Genomic DNA, 25217 nt, shown 5'->3' on the forward strand with positions numbered 1-25217 from the left:
TCAAAACAAGCAATTAAGTTTATGTGTTATATTTCTTTCTTACAAAACCTTACTTATTCGTATTTGTAGTTAAAGTGTCCTTCGGTAACATTAAAATCTATGGTAGCAGAAGGGTTGTTAGGGTCATCAATTGTTGTAAACTCGAAAGTTCCTTTAATATTTTTTGAAGAAGTATCAACATCTGTAATTATTATAAACTCCTTGTTTAGTATATTCAGATATATCATTGGAATTATCTGTTAAATCAATGAAATGTGATGGTGGTGTGTCAAAAGTATCTTGTTCTATTTGATAAGTTCCAACAGCAATGTCACTTTTTTTTAACCAAATATTGATTTCTGGTGTGCCAATAATACCTCCTTTTCGTCCTTGAAGCATTACAAAGTCGTCTGTTGGAAAATAATTCCAAATATTTGTACTTGAAAATTCATTGGTTCCAAAAGGATTATTTGCTTGAAAAGTAACTCCATTTAGTTTAGCAGTCATAGCAAATTCAGGGGTTTTATGTTGATTTTCAGTGTTATCTGTAGAAGAACAAGAAGAAATAATTAAAGCTATAATTAGAGTTTGGATAATTTTTTTTATTGAGTTTTTTTTAAAATTATTAAGTTATTTAATTGAGCATTTATTTGACAAACTTTATAGCAATATACTAAATTCTGGATTTATAACTTAACCCCGTATTAATTATAGCTATTTTTTTGTTATCAGTTTTTTTTATAACGAATTGAAAAGTTTCCTGTTTTTAATTCTAACTCTTTTCTTTTGATTTTTATTATATCATAACTAAAAACAACTCCTTGTATAATTTCTTTTCTTTCAGGATGATCTTTTAATATTATTTCAATTTCGTAGTTTTTATCAGGTATAATAATTAAGGGGTAGCTTTCTTGTCCTATAGCTGTAACTTTAAGAAAATAATTTGATTTTGAAAATGGAATTTTAATTTTATTACTTCCACTTAATGATTTTATTTGTCCAGTTAAATCTGAGGTTCCCAGATGATTTGTTCTATTACTTAAGTAAGAATAAAAAAAAGGATTTTTAATTTTATCTAATACTTTTATTTTAATATTTATACTATCTTTTCTACTAGTTGCTGTTGTTTTTATAATTTTATGTGAACTAGAATAATATTTAGAATTAAATTCAGTAGTTCGATCGTCAAATCTTAAGTGAAGTTTTTTATTTCTTATTTTATAATTACTTTTTCCATAAAATTCATTTACACAACCTCCAGAAAAATATTCAAAAGTGAAATCTTTCTTGAAAATAATAGACTTATAATTATAACTATTTCCGTTTGAGTACTTTCCTTTTATTTGAGAGCTAATATTAAGATTAAATATTAAAAATGTTATCAGAAATTTATACTTCATAATAATTACTGTCAACTATCCAATATCAGGAATAATCATATTTCCAAATTTAGCTTCAACTTCATCAAAAGCAGCAAAAACATCTTTTGGAGCATCTGAAGTTACCATTTTCATTCTATATTCTTTAAAATGTGGAATTCCTTTAAAGTAATTAGTGTAATGCCTTCTTGTTTCAAAAACGCCTAAAACAGGTCCTTTCCAATCAATAGCCATTTGTAAATGTCTACGAGCCATTTCTACACGTTGAGCAATTGTTGGTTTTGCTAAATATTCCCCTGTTTTAAAATAGTGTTTTATTTCGTTAAAAAACCAAGGGTATCCAATCGAAGCTCTACCAATCATACAGCCATCTAAACCATAAACATCACGCATACGCATAGCTTTTTCAGGAGTATCAACATCACCATTACCAAAAACAGGAATGTGCATTCTTGGATTGTTTTTTACCTCGGCAATAGGTGCCCAATCAGCTTCACCTTTATACATTTGTGCTCGGGTTCGTCCATGTATAGAAATTGCAGCACAGCCAACATCTTGTAAACGCTCAGCAACTTCAATAATTTTAATAGAATCATGATCCCAACCTAAACGTGTTTTAACAGTAATAGGTAATTTTGTGTGTTTTACCATAGCTTTGGTAAGTGAAACCATTAAGTCAATATCTTTTAAAATTCCTGCACCAGCACCTTTAGAAACTACTTTTTTAACAGGGCAACCAAAATTGATGTCAATAATATCAGGGTTTGATTTTTCAACAATTTCTACAGATTGTAACATTGAATCTAAATTAGCTCCAAATATCTGTATTCCAACTGGGCGTTCTTTTTCATAAATATCTAATTTCATTACGCTTTTTGCAGCATCACGAATCAATCCTTCTGAAGAAATAAATTCAGTATAAACCACATCTGCACCATTTTCTTTACATAAAGCTCTAAATGGTGGGTCACTCACATCTTCCATAGGTGCTAATAATAGCGGAAAATCAGGGAGTTCTATATTTCCTATTTTTACCATACTGCAAAGTTACCTTTTTATTTTTTATTGAATAAATTTTTAATTGTACAACGTTTTTCAATAAAGTATCTTTGTCAGTCATAAGAGGTTAGAAATACGACGAATGAAGAAAATTAGAAATTTTTGCATTATTGCACATATTGATCACGGTAAAAGTACACTTGCCGATAGATTACTAGATTATACAGGAGCTGTAACTGAAAGAGAAAAAAAATCACAGTTATTAGATAATATGGATTTAGAGCGTGAACGTGGTATTACCATTAAATCGCATGCAATTCAAATGGACTACACTTTTGAAGGTGAAGACTATATATTAAATTTAATTGATACACCAGGTCATGTAGATTTTTCTTATGAAGTATCTCGATCTATTGCCGCCTGTGAAGGTGCCTTGTTAATTGTTGATGCAGCACAAAGCATTCAAGCACAAACAATATCTAATTTGTATTTAGCTTTAGATAATGATTTAGAAATTATTCCTGTTTTAAATAAAGTTGATTTACCGTCGGCAAATCCAGAAGAGGTTACTGATGATATTGTAGATTTGTTAGGTTGTGATGCTGAAGATGTTATTCATGCAAGTGGTAAAACAGGTTTTGGTGTTGATAAGATATTAGCAGCAATTATAGCAAAAGTTCCACCGCCTCAAGGAAATCCAGATGCGCCTTTAAAAGCTTTAATTTTTGATTCAGTTTATAATTCTTACAGAGGAATTGAAACCTACTTTAGAGTTATTGATGGTTCTATTAAAAAGAATCAGCGTATTAAATTTATGTCAACCGGTAAAGAATATAATGCAGATGAGGTTGGTACTTTAAAGTTAGAGCAGGTTGTAAAGCAAGAAGTAAAAACAGGAGATGTAGGGTATTTAATCACCGGTATTAAAGTTGCAAAAGAGGTAAAGGTAGGAGATACAATTACTGATTTTGAAAATCCTACAGAAACGCATATAGATGGTTTTGAAGATGTAAAGCCAATGGTGTTTGCAGGAATTTATCCTGTAGATACAGAAGATTACGAAGAATTGCGTAATTCAATGGAAAAATTACAGTTAAATGATGCTTCTTTGGTGTTTCAGCCAGAAAGTTCGGCTGCGTTAGGTTTTGGTTTTCGATGTGGATTTTTAGGAATGCTACACATGGAAATTATTCAAGAACGTTTAGAACGTGAATTTAACATGACTGTAATAACTACGGTTCCCAATGTTTCTTACCATGCATATACCAAGAAAAACCCTGAAGAAATTGTATTGCTAAACAATCCAACTGATTTACCCGATCCATCACGATTAGATAGGGTTGAAGAACCTTTTATTAAGGCATCAATAATAACAAAATCTGATTTTGTAGGGCAAGTTATGTCACTTTGTATTGAAAAAAGAGGAGAGATTGTAAATCAAACCTATTTAACAACCGAAAGGGTAGAGCTAACTTTTGATATGCCTTTGGCAGAAATAGTTTTTGATTTTTATGATCGATTAAAAACGGTGTCAAAAGGATATGCTTCATTTGATTATTCTCCAATAGGAATGCGAACATCTAAATTAGTTCGTGTTGATATTTTATTAAATGGTCAGCCAGTAGATGCACTTTCAGCTTTATTACATGCTGATAATGCTTATACAATAGGTAAAAAAATAGTTGAAAAGTTAAAGGAACTAATACCTAGACAACAGTTTGATATTCCTATTCAGGCAGCAATTGGAGCTAAAATTATTGCCAGAGAAACTACAAAAGCTTTACGTAAAGATGTAACAGCAAAATGTTATGGTGGTGATATTTCACGTAAACGAAAATTACTTGAAAAGCAGAAAAAAGGTAAGAAAAGAATGCGTCAAGTAGGTAATGTTGAAATTCCTCAAGAAGCATTTATGGCAGTTTTAAAATTGAATGATTAGGTTTTAAAATAAAATTAAGTATAAAAAAAGCAGGAATTTAATTCCTGCTTTTTTTATACTTAATTTTTAGTATTTTTAAATTATTGCTTAATTTTAATTATTTCTATAATCTCTAGAGTGTTATTGTAATTAGTACAATCAATATTAGTTCCTTTAGAAATATTTTTTATAGTAGAAGAAACTTCTTTTCCGTTAGAGTACTCAGTAATAGTTACAGTAGCATCTTCGTTCGAACATATTTCTACATAGCTTTCAGCTTCATCTGTATCAATGGTATTTTTAGAAGCTTTTTTAATATTCTCACATTTTTCACAAGGATTAACGTTATCATTATCAGAACAAGAAATAAAAGAAATAGACGCTAGCACAACAATAGCTAAAATAATTTTTTTCATAATATATAATTTTAAATTAAAAATAATTAGGCGAATTTAACTATTTTTTTTTGTAAAATAAATACTATTATGAGCTGTAAAGGCTATTTCTTATTGTTGTTTCTGAAAGAGTTAAATAAGTGAATGTCTTATGAATTTTTATATTTTTATATGAAAAACATTAATCTCGGTTACCTAAAATACGTAATCCCCAGTATAATAACATTGCTAAAGAACCTAAGGCTGCAACTAAATAGGTTCTTGCGGCCCACTTTAAAGCATCTTTCGATCCAGCTAATTCATTACGAGTGACAATATGTTTATCCTCTAACCATGCTAAAGCTCTATTACTAGCATCATATTCAACCGGTAGGGTAATAAAACTAAATAATGTACCTATTGCCATAAATATTAAACCTGCAATTGCAATATAAAATCCAATACCACTATTTCCTGAGGCAGCTCCAAAAGCAATACCACCAATAACCATCCATTGCGAATATTTGGAGGTAATATTTACCATTGGTACTAGTTTAGAACGCATTTGCAGATATTGATAAGCTCTAGCATGTTGTACAGCATGACCAACTTCATGAGCAGCAACAGCAGCAGAGGCTGCATTACGTTCGTTATAAACTCCTTCACTTAAATTAACAGTTTTATTTTGTGGATTATAGTGATCAGTTAACATTCCTGGCGTAGAAATAACTTTTACGTCATTAATACCATGATCATTAAGCATTTTTTGAGCTATTTCTGCGCCGCTCATTCCGTTTCTTAAATGTACTTGTGAGTATTTTTTAAATTTTCTTTTAAGTGTATTGCTTACTAACCAGCTACATAAAGATATAATACCAATTAAAACATAAAAGCCTATCATAATTTATTTTTTTAAAAAGTTTGTGTCATTTTTGTTTGATAAATTTACAACATAAATTATTCCATAATTAAAATATTTATAATAAAATTTTCATAATGTCAAAGAAGCCTAAAATTTTAATAGTATATACAGGAGGAACTATTGGTATGGTTAAAGATTATAAGACAGGAGCTTTAAAGGCTTTTGATTTTAGTCAAATATCAAGTAAAATTCCAGAATTAGAGCAGTTGCATTGTGAAATTACAACAATTTCGTTTGATGAACCTATTGACTCTTCAAACATGAATGTTAATTATTACATTAATATTGCAGAAATTATTGCAAATAATTATAAAAAGTTTGATGGTTTTGTAGTACTTACAGGCTCTGATACTATGTCGTATACATCATCAGCAATTAGCTTTATGTTAGAAAATTTACAAAAGTCAGTTATTTTTACAGGTTCTCAACTACCAATAGGAGATTTGCGTACTGATGCAAAAGAAAATTTAATAACCTCAATACAAGTTGCCTCTACCTATAAAAACGGAAAGCCTGTTGTACAGGAAGTAGGGTTGTATTTTGAATATAAATTATACCGAGCTAATAGGACAACTAAAATAAATGCCGAACAATTTGAAGCTTTTGCATCTATGAATTATCCACCGTTAGCAGAAAGTGGTGTGCATTTAAATTTTAACAATCGATTGTTATTAAGATCCTCAGGTAAGGATAAAAAACTTATTTTAAGAAAAACATTAGATAATAATGTAGCTATTTTAAAATTATTTCCAGGAATAACCACATCTGTTGTTGAGGCATTTATAAATATACCTAATATAAAAGGTATAATTTTAGAAACTTATGGCTCTGGAAATGCACCTACAGAAAAATGGTTTATAGATTTATTAGAAAAAGCAATAGTAAAAGGCATACATATTGCGAATGTTACTCAATGTGTAGGTGGAAGTGTTATTTTAGGACATTATGAAACAAGTTCTAATTTAAAACGTATAGGAATAATAGATGGTAAAGACATTACAACCGAAACAGCTGTAGCTAAAATGATGTATTTACTAGGGGAAAAGCTATCGGAAGAAGAGTTTAAGCATTATTTTGAAATTTCATTACGTGGTGAAATCAATTAATTTATTGTTTTTAATGTAATAATGATTTATAACTACTTGAAATAGTTGAAGAAACCTTAAATAAGTTGTAATTTAAATTTTTTTTTAATGTCCCAACATTTTTTTGTTACTTGGCAGTCTGAAATAAAAAGTTTTATGAACACAAGTATAAAATCATTTATTTGTGTTGATTTAAGTTTTTTCTAATAAAAATTGTATTTTTAACCCGTTAACTATTTAAAATTAATTATAACAAAATGAAGAAAGTAGTAAATTTCCTAACTGTTGCAGGATTTATGTTTTTAGGGGCTATTCAGTCAACTTATGCTCAAGAGGCAGAAAAAACTTTTCACCAAGAGTTAAAACAACGTTTTATTGAAGGAGATCCTCAGTTTATGGGTATCGTATTGGTTGCTTTAATTTTAGGTTTAGCAATTGCAATTGAAAGAATTATTTATTTAAATATGGCAACAACTAATACTAAAAAATTAGTAGCTAGTGTAGATGATGCATTAAGTTCTGGTGGTATTGAAGCTGCTAAAGAGGTTTGTAGAAATACAAAAGGCCCTGTTGCTTCTATATTTTATCAAGGATTAGAAAGAGCAGATGAAGGTTTAGATGCTGCTGAAAAAGCGGTAGTAGGTTACGGTGGTGTACAAATGGGATTGTTAGAGAAAAATGTTTCTTGGTTATCTTTATTTATAGCATTGGCACCAATGTTAGGTTTCATGGGAACTGTAATAGGTATGATTGAAGCTTTTGATAAGATTGCGGTAGCAAATGATATTTCTCCAGCTGTAGTAGCAGGTGGTATTAAAATTGCACTTTTAACAACTGTATTTGGTCTTGTTGTAGCAATTATTTTACAGATTTTTTATAATTATATCGTTTCTAAAATTGATAGTATTGTGAATAACATGGAAGATGCTTCAATTTCATTAATCGACTTACTTGCTAAGTATAAAAAATAATAATTCATATGAATAATAGAATATTAACATTGCTTACAGCTGCGTTATCACTTATAGGTGCTGCGTTATTTGTAAACGTTGTAAGAATAGATAAAGAAAATACAGAAGCGCTTTCTAACGCTGTTTCTCCTTTAGTAGGTTATTCATATTGGTTGCTAATAGGAGTAGTAATAGTAGCTATAGTTGCTTCTTTATGGGGTATGTTTAAAAACCCAGCAGCATTAAAGAAAACTTTATTGGGTTTAGTAGCTTTAGGTGTACTTTTCTTAGTTTCTTATATTTTGTCATCAAATGGACAAGTAATTGGAGCTGATGGGGGAGTATTGGCTGTAGCAGGAAGTACTTCTAAATGGGTAGGAACAGGAATTACTTTTAGCATGATTTTAGGTGCTATTGCAGGAGGTTTCTTCATCGTAGATTTATTAAAAGGAATCGTTAAATCATAAGTTAATATGGCAAGAAGAGAAAACCCAGAAATTAATGCAGGTTCGATGGCAGATATTGCATTCTTGCTACTTATCTTTTTCCTGGTAACAACAACAATGGATGTTGATTCAGGTATCCCTAAAAAGTTAGCTGAAAAAACAGATGTTACGCCACCTATTGTAAAAGAGAAAAACATTTTTCAAGTAAGTATTAATAGAAATAACCAATTGTTTGTTGAGAATCAGGTTATGGAATTAAGAGACTTAAAAGATGCAGCTGTTAAATTTATAGATAATGGTGGTGGTGTTGGTAACCCAATGCCTGGAAAAGAAGTGGGGGCAACCTGTAATTATTGTAAAGGAGCCAAAGATCCTAGTTCATCAGATCATCCAAATAAAGCTATTATTTCTGTTGAAAGTGATAGGGGTACAGAGTTTGGTATGTATGTTTCTGTTCAAAATGAATTGTTAAAAGCATATTCTGAATTACGTAATAAATTATGCCAAGATAAATATGGTATGAGTTTTACTGAATTAGAAAAATCTTTTACCGCGGGAGCAAGAAAAGATGATGCATTAAGAAAAAAAGTAGAAGATATTAAGAGTAGTTATCCTCAAATTATATCTGATACTGATCCAACTAATGTTCAATAATATTAAAACAATTTAAGTATGTCTAAGTTTAAAAAGAAGAAAAAAGAGATGCCGGCAGTGAATACATCTTCACTACCTGATATTGTTTTTATGTTATTATTCTTTTTCATGGTAACAACTGTTATGAGAGAGAGTGATTTAGCCATTGAAGCACCACGTTTACCTAGTGCAAGTGAAGTTAAAAAACTTGAACGTAAAAGTTTAGTAAGTACCATTTACGTTGGTAAAGCAAAAAATGCTAAATACGGAACAGGTTATAATAGAATTCAGTTAAATGATAAGATTGCTACACCAGATGATGTACCTTCTTTTATTTTCTTAGAAAGAGGAAATGTGTCTGAAGCTGAAGTTCCTTTTATGACTACTTCTATAAAGATGGATAAAGAATCGAGTGTTGGAACCTTATCTGATATTCGTGAGAAATTAAGAGATGTTAACGCTCTTAAATTAAGTTTATCAACTCATAAATCAAGTGATATTAAAAAGTAATAACTTTTTTTATAAATTAGATTATTATATTTATTCTATATTATGAAAAATAGTATTGTATTATTTCTAATTTTTTTATCAATTAACTTGTGTGCTCAAAAAGATTCTTTACAAGTAGGAGAACCTTATTGGGAAGACCAATTGTATTTAAATATTTCATTTAATGCATTAACTAATCAGCCAAAAAAAATAGATAAAAGTGGTTTTTCATTTGGTTTTTCTGTCGGCTATATAAAAGATATTCCTATTTTAAATAATGGTAAAATGGCAATAGGTATTGGTTTAGGTTATAGTTTTGATTCTTTTAATCATAGTTTAAAAGTAGTAGAAGGAAATCCTACTGGTTTTAAAATAGATAAAAGTGTTACAAATAATAAGCTTAAAATACATAACATTGAAATGCCTATTCAATTTAGGTTACGAACCTCAACAGTAAATAGTTATTCTTTTTGGAGGCTTTATACAGGTGTTAAGTTAAGTTATAATTTAAAGAATACATTTAGTTATATAGAATCTAGTTCAAAAGTTAGCTTGTCTAACTTAGAGGAGTATCATAAATTACAAACAGGATTAACACTATCTGCAGGCTATAAAACATTTAATTTATACATATATTACGGTTTAACACCTATCTTAAAAAATACTTATTTAAAAGAAAATAAGATAAAGAGTAATATTGTTCGAGTCGGATTGAGTTTTTATTTATTATAATATATAATAAGCTAAAAAAGGACTTATAATACCAATACAAAAACCAATAAATACTTCATTTATTGTATGAACTTTCAAATTAAGTCTAGCACTAGCTAATAAGCCTGAGAGTAATATAAATACTATAATTATTGGTAGTGTGTACACATTATGTATTAGTTGAAAAAGTAAAAAATATCCTGAAGCTATTCCCATTGAAAGTAGGTGCAAGCTAACTTTAACGCTTGCTGTAAAAAGGATGTAAATAAAAATAAGACCAATTACTACACCAAAAAATAAATAGCTTAAATCATTTATTATGTCTATTCTTGAAAAAAATCTACCTAATAAAAAATATAACGATATCATAAAAAATATAGGAACTTTACGCTCTTTAATGCTATTTACCTGATATGAGTTTACAAAGCCAATTGCTTTTAATAGGATTAATAAAAGGATAGGAATAATATATGTTAAAGTAAATACAATAGCTAACATTTTGTATTGTTGATAGCTATCTAAATTAATAGGTATTAAAATAAAGTAGAGTAATACTCCTATTGTAGGCATCACAATAGGGTGTAAAATTATAGATATAAAGTTAGACCATCGCATTATATTTCTTTACGTAGTCTAGCTACTGATATATCTAGTTGTTCACGATATTTAGCAACTGTTCTTCTTGCAATAGGATATCCTTTTTCTTTTAAAATTATTGATAATTTTTCATCAGTAAGAGGCTTTCGTTTATCTTCTTCTTGAATAACAGTTTCAAGAATTTTTTTAATTTCTCGAGTTGATACATCTTCGCCTTGATCATTTTTCATTGATTCAGAGAAAAATACTTTTATTAATTTCGTTCCATAAGGAGTGGCTACATATTTACTATTAGCAACTCTAGAAACTGTAGAAACATCCATATGTATTTCATCAGCTATATCTTTTAAAATCATAGGTTTTAGCTTACGCTCATCACCAGTTAAAAAATATGCTTCTTGACGTTGCATAATTGCATTCATAGTTACTAATAATGTTTGTTGGCGTTGTTTTATTGCGTCAATAAACCACTTAGCAGCGTCTAGTTTTTGCTTAATAAACATAACAGCATCTTTTTGTGTTTTGCTTTTCTTTTTAGCATCATTATAGCCTTTAAGCATATTGTTGTATTCACGAGAAACATGTAATTCAGGGGCATTACGAGAATTTAATGTTAGCTCTAAATTACCGTCAATAATTTGTATTGTAAAGTCTGGTACAATTTGCTCAGCAATTTTATTATTACCAGCATATGAGCTACCAGGTTTAGGGTTAAGTCGTCCAATTTCTGCAATAACTTCTTTAAGTTTATTTTCATCAATAGAAAATTTTTCAAGGAGTTTTTTGTAGTGTTTTTTTACAAAATGATCAAAAGCATTTTCAAGAATATTAATAGCTAAAACTCTTGTTTCTTTTGCAGATTTTGATTTTAGCTGAATAATTAAACATTCTTTTAAATTGCGAGCTCCAACACCAGTGGGATCTAATTTTTGAACAACGTTAGTTAAAACATTTTCCACTTTTTTTTCTGTAGTAAAAATATTTTGTGTAAAAGCTAAATCATCAACTAAGTCTATAATGTCTCTCCTTATATATCCACTATCATCAATACTTCCTACTAAAAACTCAGCAATAGCACGTTCTTCTTCATTAATTCGATAAGTGGTTAATTGATTATTTAATGATTGATGAAAACTTGTTCCGGCAGCATAAGGTACTTGTTTATCTTCATCATCTGCTGAGTAATTGTTAGCTTGTGTTTTATAGCTAGGAAATTCATCATCACTTAAGTATTCATCAATATTTATATCGTCAGTATCAATTTTTTCATTCCCTTCATCGTAATCTTCTGCATCGGTTAAGGTATCTTCAAAGTTTTCAGGTTCTTCTTTACCAGTATCTAAAGCCGGATTTTCTTCAATTTCTTGTTTTAATCGTTCTTCAAATGCTTGTGTTGGCAATTGAATTAACTTCATCAACTGAATTTGTTGAGGAGATAATTTTTGAAGTAATTTATAATGTAAACTTTGTTTTAGCATACTTACAAATATATGAAATTAAGTGCAAAAAAAATCGTCATTCTATGAGGAATGACGATTTAGAGTTATATTTTTTATTATCTAAAACTCTGCATTTTGAGGTGTTCTAGGAAAAGGAATAACATCACGAATATTACTCATTCCAGTGGTAAATAATACCAAGCGTTCAAAACCTAAACCAAACCCTGAGTGTATTGCTGTACCAAATTTTCGAGTGTCTAAATACCACCATAATTCTTCTTCTTCAATATTTAATTCTGCCATTTTAGCTTTTAAAACATCTAAACGTTCTTCTCTTTGTGAGCCACCAACCATTTCTCCAATACCAGGAAATAAAACATCCATTGCGCGTACTGTTTTACCATCGTCATTTAAACGCATGTAAAAAGCTTTAATTTTAGCTGGGTAATCAAATAAAATTACTGGGCTTTTAAAGTGTTTTTCAACTAAATAACGTTCGTGTTCTGATTGTAAATCAACTCCCCATTCGTTAACAGGAAACTGAAATTTTTTCTTTTTATTAGGCTTTGAATTACGTAAAATGTCAAAAGCTTCGGTGTAAGAAACACGTTTAAAGTTGTTGTTAGCTACAAAGTTTAATTTTTCAAGTAAGCCCATTTCACTACGTTCAGCTTGTGGTTTTGATTTTTCTTCTTGAGCTAAACGATTGTCTAAAAATGCTAAATCATCTTTACAGTTTTCTATTACGTATGTTAAAACTGATTTAATAAAATCTTCAGATAAGTCCATATTGGCATCTAAATCATTAAATGCTACCTCAGGTTCAATCATCCAGAATTCTGCTAAATGACGGGTAGTATTTGAGTTTTCTGCTCTAAAAGTAGGTCCAAACGTATATACCTTACCTAGTGCCATAGCATAGGTTTCTGCTTCTAGCTGCCCAGAAACTGTTAAGTTAGTTTCTTTACCAAAAAAATCTTTAGAATAATCTATGTTTCCTTGTTCATTTAAAGGAGCTTGGTTTGCTTCAAAATTTGTTACATGAAACATTTCTCCTGCACCTTCAGCGTCAGAACCTGTAATAATGGGTGTATTTACATAGTTGAATCCGTTTTCTTGAAAGTATTTATGCACAGCAAATGATAAAGTTGACCGAACTCTCATTACCGCACTAAAAGTATTTGTTCTAATACGTAAGTGTGCATTTTCTCTTAAAAACTCTAAACTATGTTTTTTTGGTTGAATAGGATATTCATCAGGATTTGAGTCTCCTAAAATTTCTAAGTTCGAAACTTTAATTTCTACTTTTTGTCCTTTTCCTTCACTTTCTATCAAAGTACCTGTAATGCTTACTGCGGCACTTGTTGTTATTCTTTTTAAAAGTTCTTCATTTGTATTTTCAAAATCTACAACACATTGAATATTATTAATGGTTGATCCATCATTTAAAGCAATAAAACGATTGCTTCTAAAGGTTCTAACCCATCCTTTTACATGTATTTCTTGTAAAAATTTATCAGAATGTAATAATTCTTTAACGCTACTTCTTTTCATCTTTTAAAAATTGAGAAGCAAAGATACTTTTTTGAAATAAAAGAATCAACGTAGTTGATAATTGATTTATTATATAATTATTAAAATAAGTATTTATATCTTATGCTGATGAATAAAATTAAGAGGACAATTATTTTTAATCAATTTAAAAAAGATTTGATTGGTAAAGATTCGCATAGGGGGGTTACCTTAACTTATTCTTGGATGGCTAATCAATTTGGGCATATTGCCTTAGGTTTTATGCCTGCTTTTATTTTACATGATAATATAAAATATATAATTACATATAAAAACCCATTATATGCAAGTGTTATTGTGAGTTTGTTTTGGCTTTTTTTTGAAATTTATAATTTTTTAGGACCTTTATTAATTAGCAAGCCTTATATTAATAACTTATTATTTAGAAATAAAAATGATAATAATATTTTTAAACCTAAATGGTTCAATATAGCATATGATACTTTTACAGATGTATCCTTTTTTGCACTTGGTGCTTTTGCGTATAGTTTTTACATAAATAGATTTGAAGACAAGATAACTTTATTTGTGCTTTTTTTCCTTTTTGTTTATTTAATTAGAGCATCTAATTATTGGTATTTAACAAAAATGTATCAACATTATGCAAATTTACCTTTTCAAATTCGTTTAAGTCAATGGGACTATAAAATAGATGTAGAACAGCAAAATAAAATATATACTTTCATTACATCAAAAAATACAGGTAAACATTTATTGGTTTATGGTTCACAGTTTAGTGGTAAAACAAGTTTAGGGGTTAGTATTTTAAACGAACTTTCAATAAAACATAAGGTTTGTTTATATATGAGTGCAATAAAATTATTTAGTTTTTTCTTTGTTGAAGAGAATACTTTATTAAACTCTCACAGAATTTGGTCATGGAAAGAAACTGATTATTTAGTTATTGATGATATAAACCCCGGGGCACCTATTAATAAAGAATTAATAAATCCTGAAAATATTTTAAACTTTTTAGATCCGACTCAAATAGGATGTGTTAATAAAGAGAGTTGTACTCTTATTGCAGAAAAAAATATAATTTGGATTTTAGGAAGTGAATGTAAAAAAGCGAACAAATGGTTTGATATGTTAATTCAAATAGGGGTTCAGAAAAAAAACATAAGTAAAATAAACTTAATAGATTAATTTATAGAATATGATTTGTGTAAGCAAAACTAATTAAGTGAGGTAAACTTTTTACATTGAATCTTTTGTATAAAGGAATAATACGCTTTTCAATTGCTGATTGGCTTATGTTTAATTCGAAAGCAATTTCTTTAAAAGCCATACCTTTAGCAGCCATAGCTAGTGCTTCTTTTTCTTTTCTAGAAATAGCATAATGTTTAAATAATTCTTTGTTTAAACTTTCTTCAAAGTCAGATTTTGCAGGTCCGTAGCCTGCATATTGCATTACATTACTATGTTTAAGTGATTTTATAATTTGAGAAACACCTATTATTTCTTCAACCTGACCATTTGAAGCTTTAAAAACACCGACTCTTGAAAATAACGGTACTATAGTTCCGTTCTTATGAATTTTTTCAACTTCTAAAGTAAAACTATATTTTTCTAGATCTTCAGTTTTTGTTTTTAAAAGCTTTAATGCTTTGTCATTTAGTTCATTAGAGAAGTTGAAATGTCTTTCGGAAGTTGAGCTAACAATTTTAAGCATTGTTATTTCTTCATTTTTATACCCTAATAACTCTTCCCAACCATGAGCATATAGCATTTTATTTTCTTTAAAGGAATATATGTATAGAGCTTCTCCAACAAATTTAGGGATTGTTTTTTTATAGAATTTGTAAGATTCTGAATCTTTATTTAAAGGAATATTTGAAACACTTTCTTTAGTGTATTTTCCAATAGTATAATTTTTTATAATCATAGTGTTAAAAAAAACTGCGGAAAGACGCAGTTGTTTAAGTTTTTTATTCAAAGTATATTTGTATCATACTTTAAGGGAATAAAAGTAAAAAAAAATACTGTATTAAAAAGTATGTTTGAAAAAGAAAAAAAAGTTATGAAAAAGACTTAAAAGAAGGGTAGCTATCGCTACCCTCTTTTTTGTTGTTAAAAGTTTTTATAATTCTTTACTTTATATCTTCTTTTGGAGGTAAAATTTTGAAATTAGTTTCTTTTAAAACTTTCTTGTTTGCTATCTTTTTTTCAAACGAAAGTAAAAGAGAAGGAAGTAGTATCAAATTTGATATCATAGCTAATAGTAATGTTACTGAAACTAAACCGCCCAATGCTATTGTACCTCCAAAACTAGAAATAGTGAAAACTAAAAAACCAAAAAATAATACAATAGAAGTGTAAAACATACTTACACCTGTTTCTTGTAAGGCAGCATAAACAGCTGGTTTAATTTTCCAGTTATTTGCAAGTAATTCTTGACGGTATTTTGCTAAAAAATGAATAGTATCATCAACAGAAATACCAAATGCAATGCTAAATACTAAAATAGTAGATGGTTTTATCGGAATACTAAAAAAACCCATTAATCCAGCTGTAATTAATAATGGAAGCATATTTGGTACTAATGATATAAAAATCATTTTATATGAGCGAAACATCCATGCCATAAAAATTGAAATCAATAATATAGCTAGTGATAAGGAAATTACTAGATTTTTAATCAAATAATTAGTTCCTTTTAAAAAAACCAAGGCTTTTCCTGTCATAGAAACTGTGAATTTTTCTCCAGGAAATTGTTTTTTTATGACAGCATTTAATCTTTCTTGAATAGCATCCATCTTATCAGTACCTACATCTTTCATAAATGTAGTGATGCGAGCATAACGACCAGTACTATCTATAAAGTTTTTCAACATATTAGAATTACCATTTGAATTTTTAGTATAAGCAAAAATATGTGCTTTTTCCTGATTTGTTGGTAATTGATAATATTTAGGATTTCCTTTGTAAAAAGCTTGTTTAGAGTATTTAACTAAGTTGGTTATTGAGATTGGTTTAGATAGCTCAGGGAAAGTCTCTATAGTTTCATTTAGTTTTTCCATTTTTTTTAAAGTGGAAAGCTTCATTACCCCTTTTTCTTTTTTGGTATCAATTAAAATTTCTAGCGGCATAATTCCCCCAAATTCCGTCTCAAAAAATTTAATATCTTTATAAAATTGCATCCCTTTAGGCATGTCTTCAATTAAGCTACCAGAAACACGAATTTGAAACAACCCTATCATGCTTAATATTATTACAATAACAGTGGTAATATAAATTGTAATTCGTCTTTCCTTAACCATTTTTTCCATCCAAGAAACTACATTATTCATCCATTTGTTTTCTAAATGATTCAGATGTTTTTTTTCTGGAAGAGGCATGAAACTATAAATTATAGGAATAATTAATAAGGCAAGTATAAATATGCTGATAATATTTACAGAAGCTAAAATTCCAAACTCTCTTAATAATTGACTTTTAACAAAAACAAAGGTTGCAAAACCAGATGCTGTTGTAATATTAGTCATTAACGTTGCATTTCCAATTTTTGAAATTACACGTTGTAATGATTTTGCTTGGTTACCATGTTTTTTTATTTCTTGTTGATATTTGTTAATAAGAAATACAGCATTTGGAACTCCTATTACAATAATTAATGGAGGTATTAGTGCTGATAAAACGGTAATCTCATATCTAAATAACCCAATAAAACCAAAAGCCCAAATAACACCTATACCTACAACTAGAAGGGTAATAAACGTAGCTCTAAAAGATCTAAAAAAGAAAAAGAAAATAATAGCTGTTATTCCTAAAGCTCCTAGTACAAAAAGGCTCATTTCATCTATAATGTTTTGAGAATTTATGGTTCGAATGTAGGGCATACCAGATAACCTAACATCTATTTTATATTTTTCTTCAAATGACTCAACAGCAGGGATCAATATATTAGTTATAAAATCTCTACGAGCAGGAGTATTTATAATATTTTTATCAATATAAATAGCTGTTTGTAAGGTTCCTTTATCATTGTATAACAAATTATCATAAAAAGGAAGGTTTTCGAATAATTGTTTTTTTATTTTAATAACTTCTTCGTTAGTTGTAGGATTTTTATTAAATAAAGGTTCAAGAATAAATTTTCTATTTATTCGGTCAGCTTTCAATTCTTTAACATCAGCTATTGAAACTGTAAAATCGACTTGTGTTGCCTTATCTAAATTTTTAATAAGTTTATTCCAAGCATTAAATTTTACAGGGGTAAATATAGTACTGTCTTTAATACCTAAGATTATTAAATTACCTTCTTCACCAAAAATATCTAAAAATTTGTCGTACTGTATGTTTGCCTCGTGGTCTTTAGGTAGTAAGTTAGCTTCAGTATATGAAAATCGCATATACTTCATTTGAGTGATTAAAAGTCCTGTAACAATCGCTATAGCGATTAAAACCAAATATCGGTTTCTTAATATAAATCCTGCGATTTTAGTCCAAAAAGTCATTCAAATATTTTTTGCAAAGTTATGCTAAATGAAATTATTAAACGAAAAAAAGAGTGTCTTTAATAAAGACACTCTTTTTTTTAATTTTTTATAGTTAACTAATTAAACAGTCATAATTTCTTTTTCTTTTATTGCTACTTTTTCATCAATTACCTTACTATAATTATCTGTTAATTTTTGAATACTTTCTTCTGCAATTTTTTTCAAATCATCAGAAATATCAGTTTTTTTTATATCGTTGTTTGCCTCTTTACGAGCGTTACGAACACCTACTTTTGCATGCTCTGACTCTGCTTTTGCCTGTTTAGCTAATTCCTTACGACGTTCTTCTGTTAAAGCTGGTACGTTTATAATAATAACATCTCCATTATTCATAGGGTTAAAACCTAAGTTAGCATTCATTATAGCTTTTTCAACTTCTTGTAGCATGTTTTTTTCCCATGGTTGAATGGTGATTGTTCTAGCATCAGGCGTGCTTACATTAGCAATTTGACCTAAAGGAGTTGCAGCGCCATAATAATTAACCTGTACGTTAGCTAACATTGAAGGTGATGCTTTTCCAGCTCTAATAGTACGCAATTCTTTTTCTAAATGTACTATTGCATTATTCATAGCCTCTTTGGCTGTACCTAAAATAAAATCAATTTCTTCGTTCATTTTACCTGTGTTTATTGTCCTCTGAAAAATGTATGAGGTTTTATTTCTATTTATTAATTGTCAACTATTGTTCCAATTTGTTCACCAGAAACTAATTTTAATAAGTTCCCCTTTTTATTCATATCAAAAACGATAATTGGAAGTTTATTTTCTTCACTTAAGGTAAAAGCAGTCATATCCATTACTTTTAATCCTTTATCAATAACATCTCTAAAGGTTATGTTATCATACTTTATAGCATCTTTATCTTTTTCTGGGTCAGCATTATAAATACCATCTACTCTTGTTCCTTTTAAAATGGCATCAGCATTTACCTCAATAGCTCTTAAAACAGCAGCTGTATCCGTAGTAAAGTATGGGTTTCCTGTACCTCCACCAAAAATTACTACGCGTCCTTTTTCTAAATGACGATTTGCACGACGTTTAATATAAGGTTCTGCTATTTCTTTGATTTCAATTGCTGTTTGTAAACGAGTATGTATACCTTCATCTTCCAAAGCACTTTGCAGCGCTAAACCATTAATGCAGGTAGCTAACATTCCCATATGATCTCCTTGCACACGATCCATACCTTGGCTCGCACCAGCTACACCTCTAAATATATTTCCACCACCGATAACAATGGCTATTTCAATATTTTTAGCTACTACTTGTTTAATTTCTTGGGCATACTCTTTAAGTCTTTTAGGATCAATACCATATTGACGATCACCCATTAATGATTCTCCGCTTAATTTTAAAAGGATTCTTTTATATTGCATAGTCTTGTTAAAAGTTGTGCAAAATTACGCATTTTTTTTGAGTTTGAATTTTGATAAAATAAAAAACCATCCAAAAAATGGATGGTTTTAATTATTTTATGATGTTTTAAGAATTATCCCAAAGTAACTCTTACGAAGTTTTTAACTTCTACGTTACCAAAAGAAGAAACATATTCTGCAACAGTTTTCTTTTCATCTTTGATAAACTTTTGATCTAATAAACATTGTTCTTGATCTAAAGTTGTATTATCAGAAATAAATCTTTCCATTTTTCCTGGTAAAATTTTATCCCAAATTTTTTCTGGTTTCCCTTCTGACTTTAATTGCTCTTTGGCATCTTGTTCAGCTTGTGCTAAAACAGTATCAGTTAATTGTAATCTAGAAACATATTGAGGAACGTTCTTTAAAGTTTTACCTAAACGAACTAATTCTTCATTATCTTTTACAATAGCAGCAATTCTTGCTTCAGTTTCAGACGCTACATAAGCAGGTTCAAAACCTTTGTAAGATAAAGAAATTGCTCCCATTGAAGCAGCTTGCATTGCTAAATCTTTAGCTAAAACAGCAGCATTATCTACAACAGCAGTTAATCCAACCATAGCAGCAATTTTACCAATATGTGTATAAGAACCTACGTAAGGCGCTTCTAATCTTTCGAAAGAAGTAATATCGATTTTTTCACCAATAACTCCAGTTTGCTCGATTAATTTTTCAGCAACAGTTATACCACCAAAATCAGCAGCTAAAAATTCTTCTTTAGTTTTAGTATTAAAAGCAATATCAACAAATTGAGCAGCTAAATCTTTAAATGAATCATTTTTAGATACAAAATCTGTTTCACATGCTAATACAATAGCAACACCATAAGTATTGTCATCACTAATTTTAGTAATAGCTACACCTTCAGTAGACTCTCTATCTGCTCTTTTAGCAGCAATTTTTTGTCCTTTTTTACGTAAAATATCAATTGCGTTATCAAAATTTCCTTCAGCTTCGACTAATGCATTTTTACAATCCATCATACCAGCTCCGGTAGTTTCTCTTAATTTTTTTACGTCTGCAGCGCTAATTTTTACTGACATATCTATTGTTATTTTTTAGTTGTAAATTTTTTAGTTGTAAAAAACTTAAAGGTTTCAAATTAATGAAACCTTTAAGCTAAAATTATTTTGCCTCTTCTGTAGCTGGTGCTTCAGGAGTTACAGCTTCTGCTTTAGCAGGAGTAGCTTCTACTTTTACTTTTTCTTTGTCAGCTTTTCTTTCAGATAAACCTTCATTGATAGCGTCAGTAATGTAAGATAATACTTTGTCTATAGATTTTGAAGCATCATCATTAGCAGGAATTACATAATCTACTGGTCTAGGATCAGAGTTTGTATCAACTAATGCAAAAATTGGAATGTTTAATTTTGTAGCTTCAGCAATTGCAATGTGTTCTTTTTTAACATCAATTACAAATACAGCAGCAGGTAAACGAGTCATATCAGAAATAGAACCTAAATTCTTTTCTAATTTAGCTCTCTGGCGATTAATTTGTAATTTCTCTCTTTTTGATAATGCATTAAAAGAGCCATCTAACTTCATTCTATCAATAGTAGCCATTTTTTTTACAGCTTTACGAATAGTAACAAAGTTTGTTAACATACCACCAGGCCAACGCTCAGTAATATAAGGCATGTTAATGTTTTTTGCTCTTTCTGCAACAATATCTTTCGCTTGCTTTTTAGTTGCAACGAATAATATTTTACGACCAGAGTTTGCTATTTTTTGTAAAGCTAATGCAGCTTCATCAATTTTAGCAGATGTTTTATACAAGTCGATGATGTGAACACCGTTACGCTCTGTATAAATGTATGGAGCCATGTTTGGGTTCCATTTTCTAGTTAAGTGACCAAAGTGCACTCCACTTTCTAATAATTCTTGAATGTTTGCCATTTTAATAAAATGTGTTTACGTTCTGTTTTCACAATATTTCAGTAGTTATAATAAGTCTGAAATATTTAGATACTAAACTGTTAAAAATAAATTTATAAATAACAGTCTCTTTTTGAAAATAAATAACAATGCCTTTTTCAAGGTATTGAAAATTGATATTAACGCTTAGAGAACTGGAATTTCTTACGTGCTTTTTTCTGACCGAATTTCTTACGTTCAACCATTCTAGGGTCACGAGTTAATAAACCTTCTGGTTTCAATACAGCTTTGTGCTCTTCGTTAATTGCTACTAATGCTCTAGTAATTGCTAAACGAATTGCTTCTGCTTGACCAGTAATACCACCTCCAAAAACGTTTACTTTAATGTCGTAAGACTCTAAGTTCTCAGTTAACATTAAAGGTTGTTGAATTTTGTATTGTAAAGTTCCTGTTGTAAAGTAGTTTTTATAATCTTTCTTGTTAACAGTAATGTTTCCTTTACCTTCTGAAAGATAAATACGAGCAACTGCTGTTTTTCTTCTACCTATTTTGTGTACAGTTTCCATTATTTAAGATCGTTAAGGTTAATAGCTTTTGGATTTTGAGCTGTTTGTTGGTGCTCAGTACCTGCATAAGCATACAAGTTTTTGTATAAAGCGCTTCCTAATTTATTTTTAGGTAACATTCCTTTTACTGCTTTTTCGATTAATCTTGTAGGATCTTTTTCGAACATTTCTGTAGCAGTTAATGATCTTTGTCCACCTGGATAACCTGTGTGACGGATATAAGATTTATCTGTCCATTTTTTACCAGTTAAAACAATTTTTTCTGCGTTGATAACTACCACGTTATCTCCACAATCTACGTGAGGAGTATAATTTGGTTTGTACTTACCTCTAATTAGCATTGCTATTTTAGAAGCTAGACGACCCAACGTTTGCCCGTCCGCATCAACTAAAACCCACTCTTTATTAACAGTGTTTTTGTTGGCTGATACTGTTTTGTAACTTAATGTGTTCATAATTACACGATTAGTTTTTGTTTATTAATATATAATTTTATCCTTAAAAAAGGTGTGCAAATGTACGGTTAATTATTTGATTAGCAAATAGCGCGTTGTTTTAATTTTCTTACAACAAAAAAAACGTGCTTTTACACGTTTTTTTTGTTGTAGAATATTCATTAAGTATAACTACTCTGTTTTTTGTTCTAGTAATTCAAAAAATTGATTTAATCGAGGAAGAATAATTATTTTAGTTCTTCTATTTTTAGCTTTGTTTTCTGGTGTATCGTTAGCTACTAATGGTACATAGCTACCTCTTCCTGCAGCAATTAATCTGCTAGGTGCTACGCTATATTTATTTTGTAATTCACGAACAATAGATGTTGCACGTAAAACACTTAAGCCCCAATTGTCTTTTAATGTTGATCCTTTAGAAACAGGAGTGTTATCTGTGTGCCCTTCTATCATTACATCCATTTCTGGCTGACCATTTACTACGGTTGCTACTTTTCCTAAAACTTTAGATGCTTTATCAGATATGTTATAGCTTCCGCTTTCGAATAATAATTTATCAGAAATAGAAATAAATACTACTGTTTTTTCAACATTTACTTCAATATCTTCATCATCAATACCTTGTTGTAATTCTTTTTTTAAGTGAAAGGCAACTACTAAGTTTAATGAATCTTTCTTAGAAGCTGCAGCTCTAATTCTATTAATATATTTATCTTTTTTACTTAGTTGAGTTAAAGTTTCTTTAATGTTGTCGTTAGCTCCTTTTGTTAAAACAGTTAAGTTTTCTACTTGTTGAAGTGTGTTTTGCTTGTCTTGCTTTAAATCACCTACTGAAGATTTTAGTGATGAAACCTTTTCTTCACAACCTTCTTTTTCTACCAAGCATTTAGTAAGGTTTGCTTTTACAGCTAATAACTCATCTTTAGTTTTTTCATGTTTTGTTTTTAAAGCGTTTAATTCTTTAGTAGAAACACATGATGTTAGTAAAAAAGAAGCGGTAATAAATAAAAATATTTTCTTCATTTTATGCTGTTTTATTTAGTTTGAAAAATTAAAGAGACAAATTTATGAAAATCAATGTGTAAAAAAATACAATTAACAATCTTTTATGAAGTGATAATAAATTATTTTTGAGCTAAATTTTTTTAAGATGATTCAAAAAGTGTTTTTTATAGTTTATATATTGTTTATTTTTATTGGTTGTAAACAACCAAAAGACTCTAAGGAAGCTAAGCTTAGTGGTTTTGTTTTTGGAACTACTTATCATATTACGTACTTACCAACCGAAAATTCGGTTTCTTATCAAAAGCCTATTGATAGTTTATTTAATTTAGTTAATAATTCATTATCAACTTATTTACCTACTTCGGATATTTCAAGAATTAATAAAGGAGATAGTACTGTTGTGGTTGATGATATGTTTATTGAAGTTTTTGCTAAAGCAAAAAAAATCTATAAAGAAACAGATGGTTATTTTGACCCTACAATTGGTAAATTAATTAATGCTTATGGATTTGGATCAGGTAAGGAACGTGAAAATTTATCATCCGAAGAAATTAAAAAATTGATGGTTGGCGTTGGTTTTGATAAAGTGAAATTGGAAAATAACAAAGTATATCGTGAATCAGATCAGATTGAGTTTAACGTAAATGCTTTTGCTAAAGGATACGGTGTTGATATAATTGGTCGATTTTTAGAAAGTAAAAAAATTAATAATTATTTGATAGAAATAGGTGGTGAAATTAGGGCAAGAGGAAAAAAGAAAGATAAATTATGGAAAGTTGCCATAGAAAAACCAAATATTGATGGAACACGTTCTCTTCAAAAAGTAATTTTATTGGATAATGAATCGATGGCTACTTCAGGCAATTATAGAAAGTTTAAAATTAATGAAAAAGGTGAAAAAATTGTACATACTATTAATGCTAAAACAGGTTTGGCGCAGGAAAGTAATTTACTAAGTGTTTCAGTGCGTTTAAAAGGAGATTGTGCTGATGTAGATGCGTATGCGACTGCTTTTTTAGCAATGGGATTAGAAAAAACAAAAGACTTTTTACTAAAACACCCTGAGTTAAAAGTCATTCTACTTTATAATGATGAAAATAATGAATTGAAAGAGTTTGAAAATTAATTTTTAAAACATACAGGCAAAATTTCGCCTTTCATTAAAGCAAATCGTTCTAGTTTTTCTGGAGCGATTTTTTTTGTAAAATCAACTTCATCAACTTTAAAACCTATTGAGCGAAGTTTGTCAAAATAATCACGCCCGTATACACGAACATGATCGTATTGTCCGAATATTTTGGTACGTTCCTTTTCATCTGTAATTGAATCGTCTTCAAAGGTTTTTTCTCTTGATAAATCTTGTGGAATTTGAAAAATACCAAATCCGCCAACTTTTAGCACTCTGTATAATTCTTGCATTGCTTTAGTGTCATCAGAAATATGTTCTAAAACATGATTGCAAAAAACAACATCAAATTCATTTTCTTTAAAAGGTAAATCACAAATATCAGCTTTTACGTCAGCAATTGGCGATTCTAAATCAGAAGTAATATAATCTAAGTTTTTTTGCTTTCTGAAAATATCTAAAAAGCATTGTTCAGGAGCAATATGAAGTACTTTTAATTTTTTATCCGAAGAATTATTTGAAGATAAAAAAGTAGTTTCATTTTGTAAGTATAACCATAATAAACGATGTCTTTCTAAAGATAGTGTAGAAGGTGAAAGTGCATTTTCTCTTTGAATTCCATATCCGTAAGGCAAAAATTTTCGGAATGATTTTCCGTCAATAGGATCGGTAAATACATCACCTTTTAACCACCACGCAATTACTGGACGTACCAAATAACTGGCTTTAATTAATAAAGGACGTGGAATGGTATTTAATATGGATTTGAATATTTTCAACTAGTAA

28 protein-coding genes are annotated in these 25217 nt (G+C 29.3%); 9 read left to right on the plus strand and 19 right to left on the minus strand.

Going from position 1 to position 25217, the window contains the following annotated elements:
* Positions 1-53: 53 nt before the first annotated feature.
* From ACN5J4_RS08500 to dusB, 4 genes are all read right to left on the minus strand, one after another.
* Positions 54-227 carry a hypothetical protein gene (locus ACN5J4_RS08500; protein ID WP_418649579.1) on the minus strand — a complete coding sequence of 58 codons (174 nt, stop codon included), beginning with the start codon at positions 225-227 and terminating at the stop codon, positions 54-56.
* Complete coding sequence (locus ACN5J4_RS08505) at positions 175-486, minus strand: hypothetical protein (protein WP_418649580.1); 312 nt, start codon at positions 484-486, stop codon at positions 175-177. The genes ACN5J4_RS08500 and ACN5J4_RS08505 overlap by 53 nt, the downstream gene beginning before the upstream one ends.
* 221 nt (positions 487-707) lie before the next feature.
* Positions 708-1379 carry a hypothetical protein gene (locus ACN5J4_RS08510; protein ID WP_418649581.1) on the minus strand — a complete coding sequence of 224 codons (672 nt, stop codon included), beginning with the start codon at positions 1377-1379 and terminating at the stop codon, positions 708-710.
* Between the two features lie 15 nt (positions 1380-1394).
* A complete protein-coding gene (gene dusB, locus ACN5J4_RS08515; protein WP_418649582.1) occupies positions 1395-2396 on the minus strand; it encodes a tRNA dihydrouridine synthase DusB in 1002 nt (333 codons plus the stop codon).
* 103 nt (positions 2397-2499) lie between these two features.
* Between dusB and lepA the strand changes: the two genes are divergently transcribed.
* A complete protein-coding gene (gene lepA, locus ACN5J4_RS08520; protein ID WP_418649583.1) occupies positions 2500-4296 on the plus strand; it encodes a translation elongation factor 4 in 1797 nt (598 codons plus the stop codon).
* A gap of 80 nt (positions 4297-4376) precedes the next feature.
* Here lepA and ACN5J4_RS08525 read toward each other — a convergent pair whose 3' ends face one another.
* Both ACN5J4_RS08525 and ACN5J4_RS08530 read right to left on the minus strand, forming a co-directional pair.
* Entirely contained in the window at positions 4377-4691 is a 315-nt protein-coding gene (locus tag ACN5J4_RS08525; protein WP_418649584.1) for a hypothetical protein, read from the minus strand.
* Positions 4692-4851: 160 nt separating this feature from the next.
* The gene (locus tag ACN5J4_RS08530; RefSeq protein WP_418649585.1) at positions 4852-5550 is read right to left on the minus strand and encodes a zinc metallopeptidase; all 699 of its coding nucleotides are present in this window, start codon (positions 5548-5550) and stop codon (positions 4852-4854) included.
* 95 nt (positions 5551-5645) lie between these two features.
* Between ACN5J4_RS08530 and ACN5J4_RS08535 the strand changes: the two genes are divergently transcribed.
* The 6 genes from ACN5J4_RS08535 (at position 5646) to ACN5J4_RS08560 (ending at position 9906) form a co-directional block, all read left to right on the plus strand.
* The gene (locus tag ACN5J4_RS08535) at positions 5646-6677 is read left to right on the plus strand and encodes an asparaginase (protein ID WP_418649586.1); all 1032 of its coding nucleotides are present in this window, start codon (positions 5646-5648) and stop codon (positions 6675-6677) included.
* Positions 6678-6913: 236 nt separating this feature from the next.
* On the plus strand, positions 6914-7627 hold the full coding sequence (locus ACN5J4_RS08540) for a MotA/TolQ/ExbB proton channel family protein (protein ID WP_418649587.1): 714 nt from the start codon (positions 6914-6916) through the stop codon (positions 7625-7627).
* 8 nt (positions 7628-7635) lie between these two features.
* Entirely contained in the window at positions 7636-8073 is a 438-nt protein-coding gene (locus ACN5J4_RS08545) for a hypothetical protein (protein WP_418649588.1), read from the plus strand.
* 6 nt (positions 8074-8079) lie between these two features.
* The gene (locus ACN5J4_RS08550; protein WP_418649589.1) at positions 8080-8706 is read left to right on the plus strand and encodes an ExbD/TolR family protein; all 627 of its coding nucleotides are present in this window, start codon (positions 8080-8082) and stop codon (positions 8704-8706) included.
* A gap of 18 nt (positions 8707-8724) precedes the next feature.
* The gene (locus ACN5J4_RS08555; protein WP_418649590.1) at positions 8725-9195 is read left to right on the plus strand and encodes an ExbD/TolR family protein; all 471 of its coding nucleotides are present in this window, start codon (positions 8725-8727) and stop codon (positions 9193-9195) included.
* A 42-nt stretch (positions 9196-9237) separates the two neighbouring features.
* On the plus strand, positions 9238-9906 hold the full coding sequence (locus tag ACN5J4_RS08560) for a porin family protein (protein ID WP_418649591.1): 669 nt from the start codon (positions 9238-9240) through the stop codon (positions 9904-9906).
* Here ACN5J4_RS08560 and ACN5J4_RS08565 read toward each other — a convergent pair.
* The 3 genes from ACN5J4_RS08565 to asnS form a co-directional block, all read right to left on the minus strand.
* Entirely contained in the window at positions 9901-10455 is a 555-nt protein-coding gene (locus ACN5J4_RS08565; RefSeq protein ID WP_418649592.1) for a hypothetical protein, read from the minus strand. The two genes, ACN5J4_RS08560 and ACN5J4_RS08565, sit on opposite strands and share 6 nt — an antisense overlap.
* Positions 10456-10499: 44 nt before the next feature.
* Entirely contained in the window at positions 10500-11960 is a 1461-nt protein-coding gene (gene rpoN, locus ACN5J4_RS08570) for an RNA polymerase factor sigma-54 (protein WP_418649593.1), read from the minus strand.
* Positions 11961-12041: 81 nt separating this feature from the next.
* The gene (gene asnS, locus ACN5J4_RS08575; protein ID WP_418649594.1) at positions 12042-13475 is read right to left on the minus strand and encodes an asparagine--tRNA ligase; all 1434 of its coding nucleotides are present in this window, start codon (positions 13473-13475) and stop codon (positions 12042-12044) included.
* A 108-nt stretch (positions 13476-13583) separates the two neighbouring features.
* Between asnS and ACN5J4_RS08580 the strand changes: the two genes are divergently transcribed.
* A complete protein-coding gene (locus tag ACN5J4_RS08580; protein ID WP_418649595.1) occupies positions 13584-14639 on the plus strand; it encodes a hypothetical protein in 1056 nt (351 codons plus the stop codon).
* Between the two features lies 1 nt (position 14640).
* On the opposite strand, the gene ACN5J4_RS08585 is transcribed toward ACN5J4_RS08580, so the two are convergent.
* The 9 genes from ACN5J4_RS08585 to ACN5J4_RS08625 all read right to left on the minus strand — a co-directional run bounded on the left by ACN5J4_RS08585 (position 14641) and on the right by ACN5J4_RS08625 (position 23323).
* Complete coding sequence (locus ACN5J4_RS08585) at positions 14641-15378, minus strand: LuxR C-terminal-related transcriptional regulator (protein ID WP_418649596.1); 738 nt, start codon at positions 15376-15378, stop codon at positions 14641-14643.
* 205 nt (positions 15379-15583) lie between these two features.
* A complete protein-coding gene (locus ACN5J4_RS08590; protein WP_418649597.1) occupies positions 15584-17950 on the minus strand; it encodes an efflux RND transporter permease subunit in 2367 nt (788 codons plus the stop codon).
* 102 nt (positions 17951-18052) lie between these two features.
* A complete protein-coding gene (gene frr / locus ACN5J4_RS08595) occupies positions 18053-18607 on the minus strand; it encodes a ribosome recycling factor (RefSeq protein WP_418649598.1) in 555 nt (184 codons plus the stop codon).
* 53 nt (positions 18608-18660) lie between these two features.
* A complete protein-coding gene (gene pyrH / locus ACN5J4_RS08600) occupies positions 18661-19368 on the minus strand; it encodes a UMP kinase (protein WP_418649599.1) in 708 nt (235 codons plus the stop codon).
* Positions 19369-19481: 113 nt separating this feature from the next.
* Positions 19482-20450 (minus strand): translation elongation factor Ts, encoded by a 969-nt coding sequence (gene tsf, locus ACN5J4_RS08605; protein WP_418649600.1) that lies wholly within the window; start codon positions 20448-20450, stop codon positions 19482-19484.
* An 82-nt stretch (positions 20451-20532) separates the two neighbouring features.
* The gene (gene rpsB, locus ACN5J4_RS08610; protein ID WP_418649601.1) at positions 20533-21303 is read right to left on the minus strand and encodes a 30S ribosomal protein S2; all 771 of its coding nucleotides are present in this window, start codon (positions 21301-21303) and stop codon (positions 20533-20535) included.
* A gap of 158 nt (positions 21304-21461) precedes the next feature.
* A complete protein-coding gene (gene rpsI, locus ACN5J4_RS08615) occupies positions 21462-21848 on the minus strand; it encodes a 30S ribosomal protein S9 (protein WP_101917745.1) in 387 nt (128 codons plus the stop codon).
* Entirely contained in the window at positions 21848-22303 is a 456-nt protein-coding gene (rplM, locus tag ACN5J4_RS08620) for a 50S ribosomal protein L13 (protein ID WP_028888421.1), read from the minus strand. Before rplM ends, rpsI begins: the two co-directional genes overlap by 1 nt.
* Before the next feature lie 171 nt (positions 22304-22474).
* The gene (locus ACN5J4_RS08625) at positions 22475-23323 is read right to left on the minus strand and encodes an OmpA/MotB family protein (RefSeq protein ID WP_418649602.1); all 849 of its coding nucleotides are present in this window, start codon (positions 23321-23323) and stop codon (positions 22475-22477) included.
* A 127-nt stretch (positions 23324-23450) separates the two neighbouring features.
* Between ACN5J4_RS08625 and ACN5J4_RS08630 the strand changes: the two genes are divergently transcribed.
* Positions 23451-24431, plus strand: coding sequence for an FAD:protein FMN transferase (locus tag ACN5J4_RS08630; RefSeq protein WP_418649603.1), 981 nt, complete (start codon positions 23451-23453; stop codon positions 24429-24431).
* On the opposite strand, the gene ACN5J4_RS08635 is transcribed toward ACN5J4_RS08630, so the two are convergent.
* The gene (locus ACN5J4_RS08635) at positions 24428-25210 is read right to left on the minus strand and encodes a class I SAM-dependent methyltransferase (RefSeq protein ID WP_418649604.1); all 783 of its coding nucleotides are present in this window, start codon (positions 25208-25210) and stop codon (positions 24428-24430) included. The two genes, ACN5J4_RS08630 and ACN5J4_RS08635, sit on opposite strands and share 4 nt — an antisense overlap.
* Positions 25211-25217: the final 7 nt, after the last annotated feature.

It is taken from the genome of Tenacibaculum aestuariivivum, assembly GCF_964507685.1.
Taxonomy (GTDB): Bacteria; Bacteroidota; Bacteroidia; order Flavobacteriales; family Flavobacteriaceae; genus Polaribacter; species Polaribacter aestuariivivum.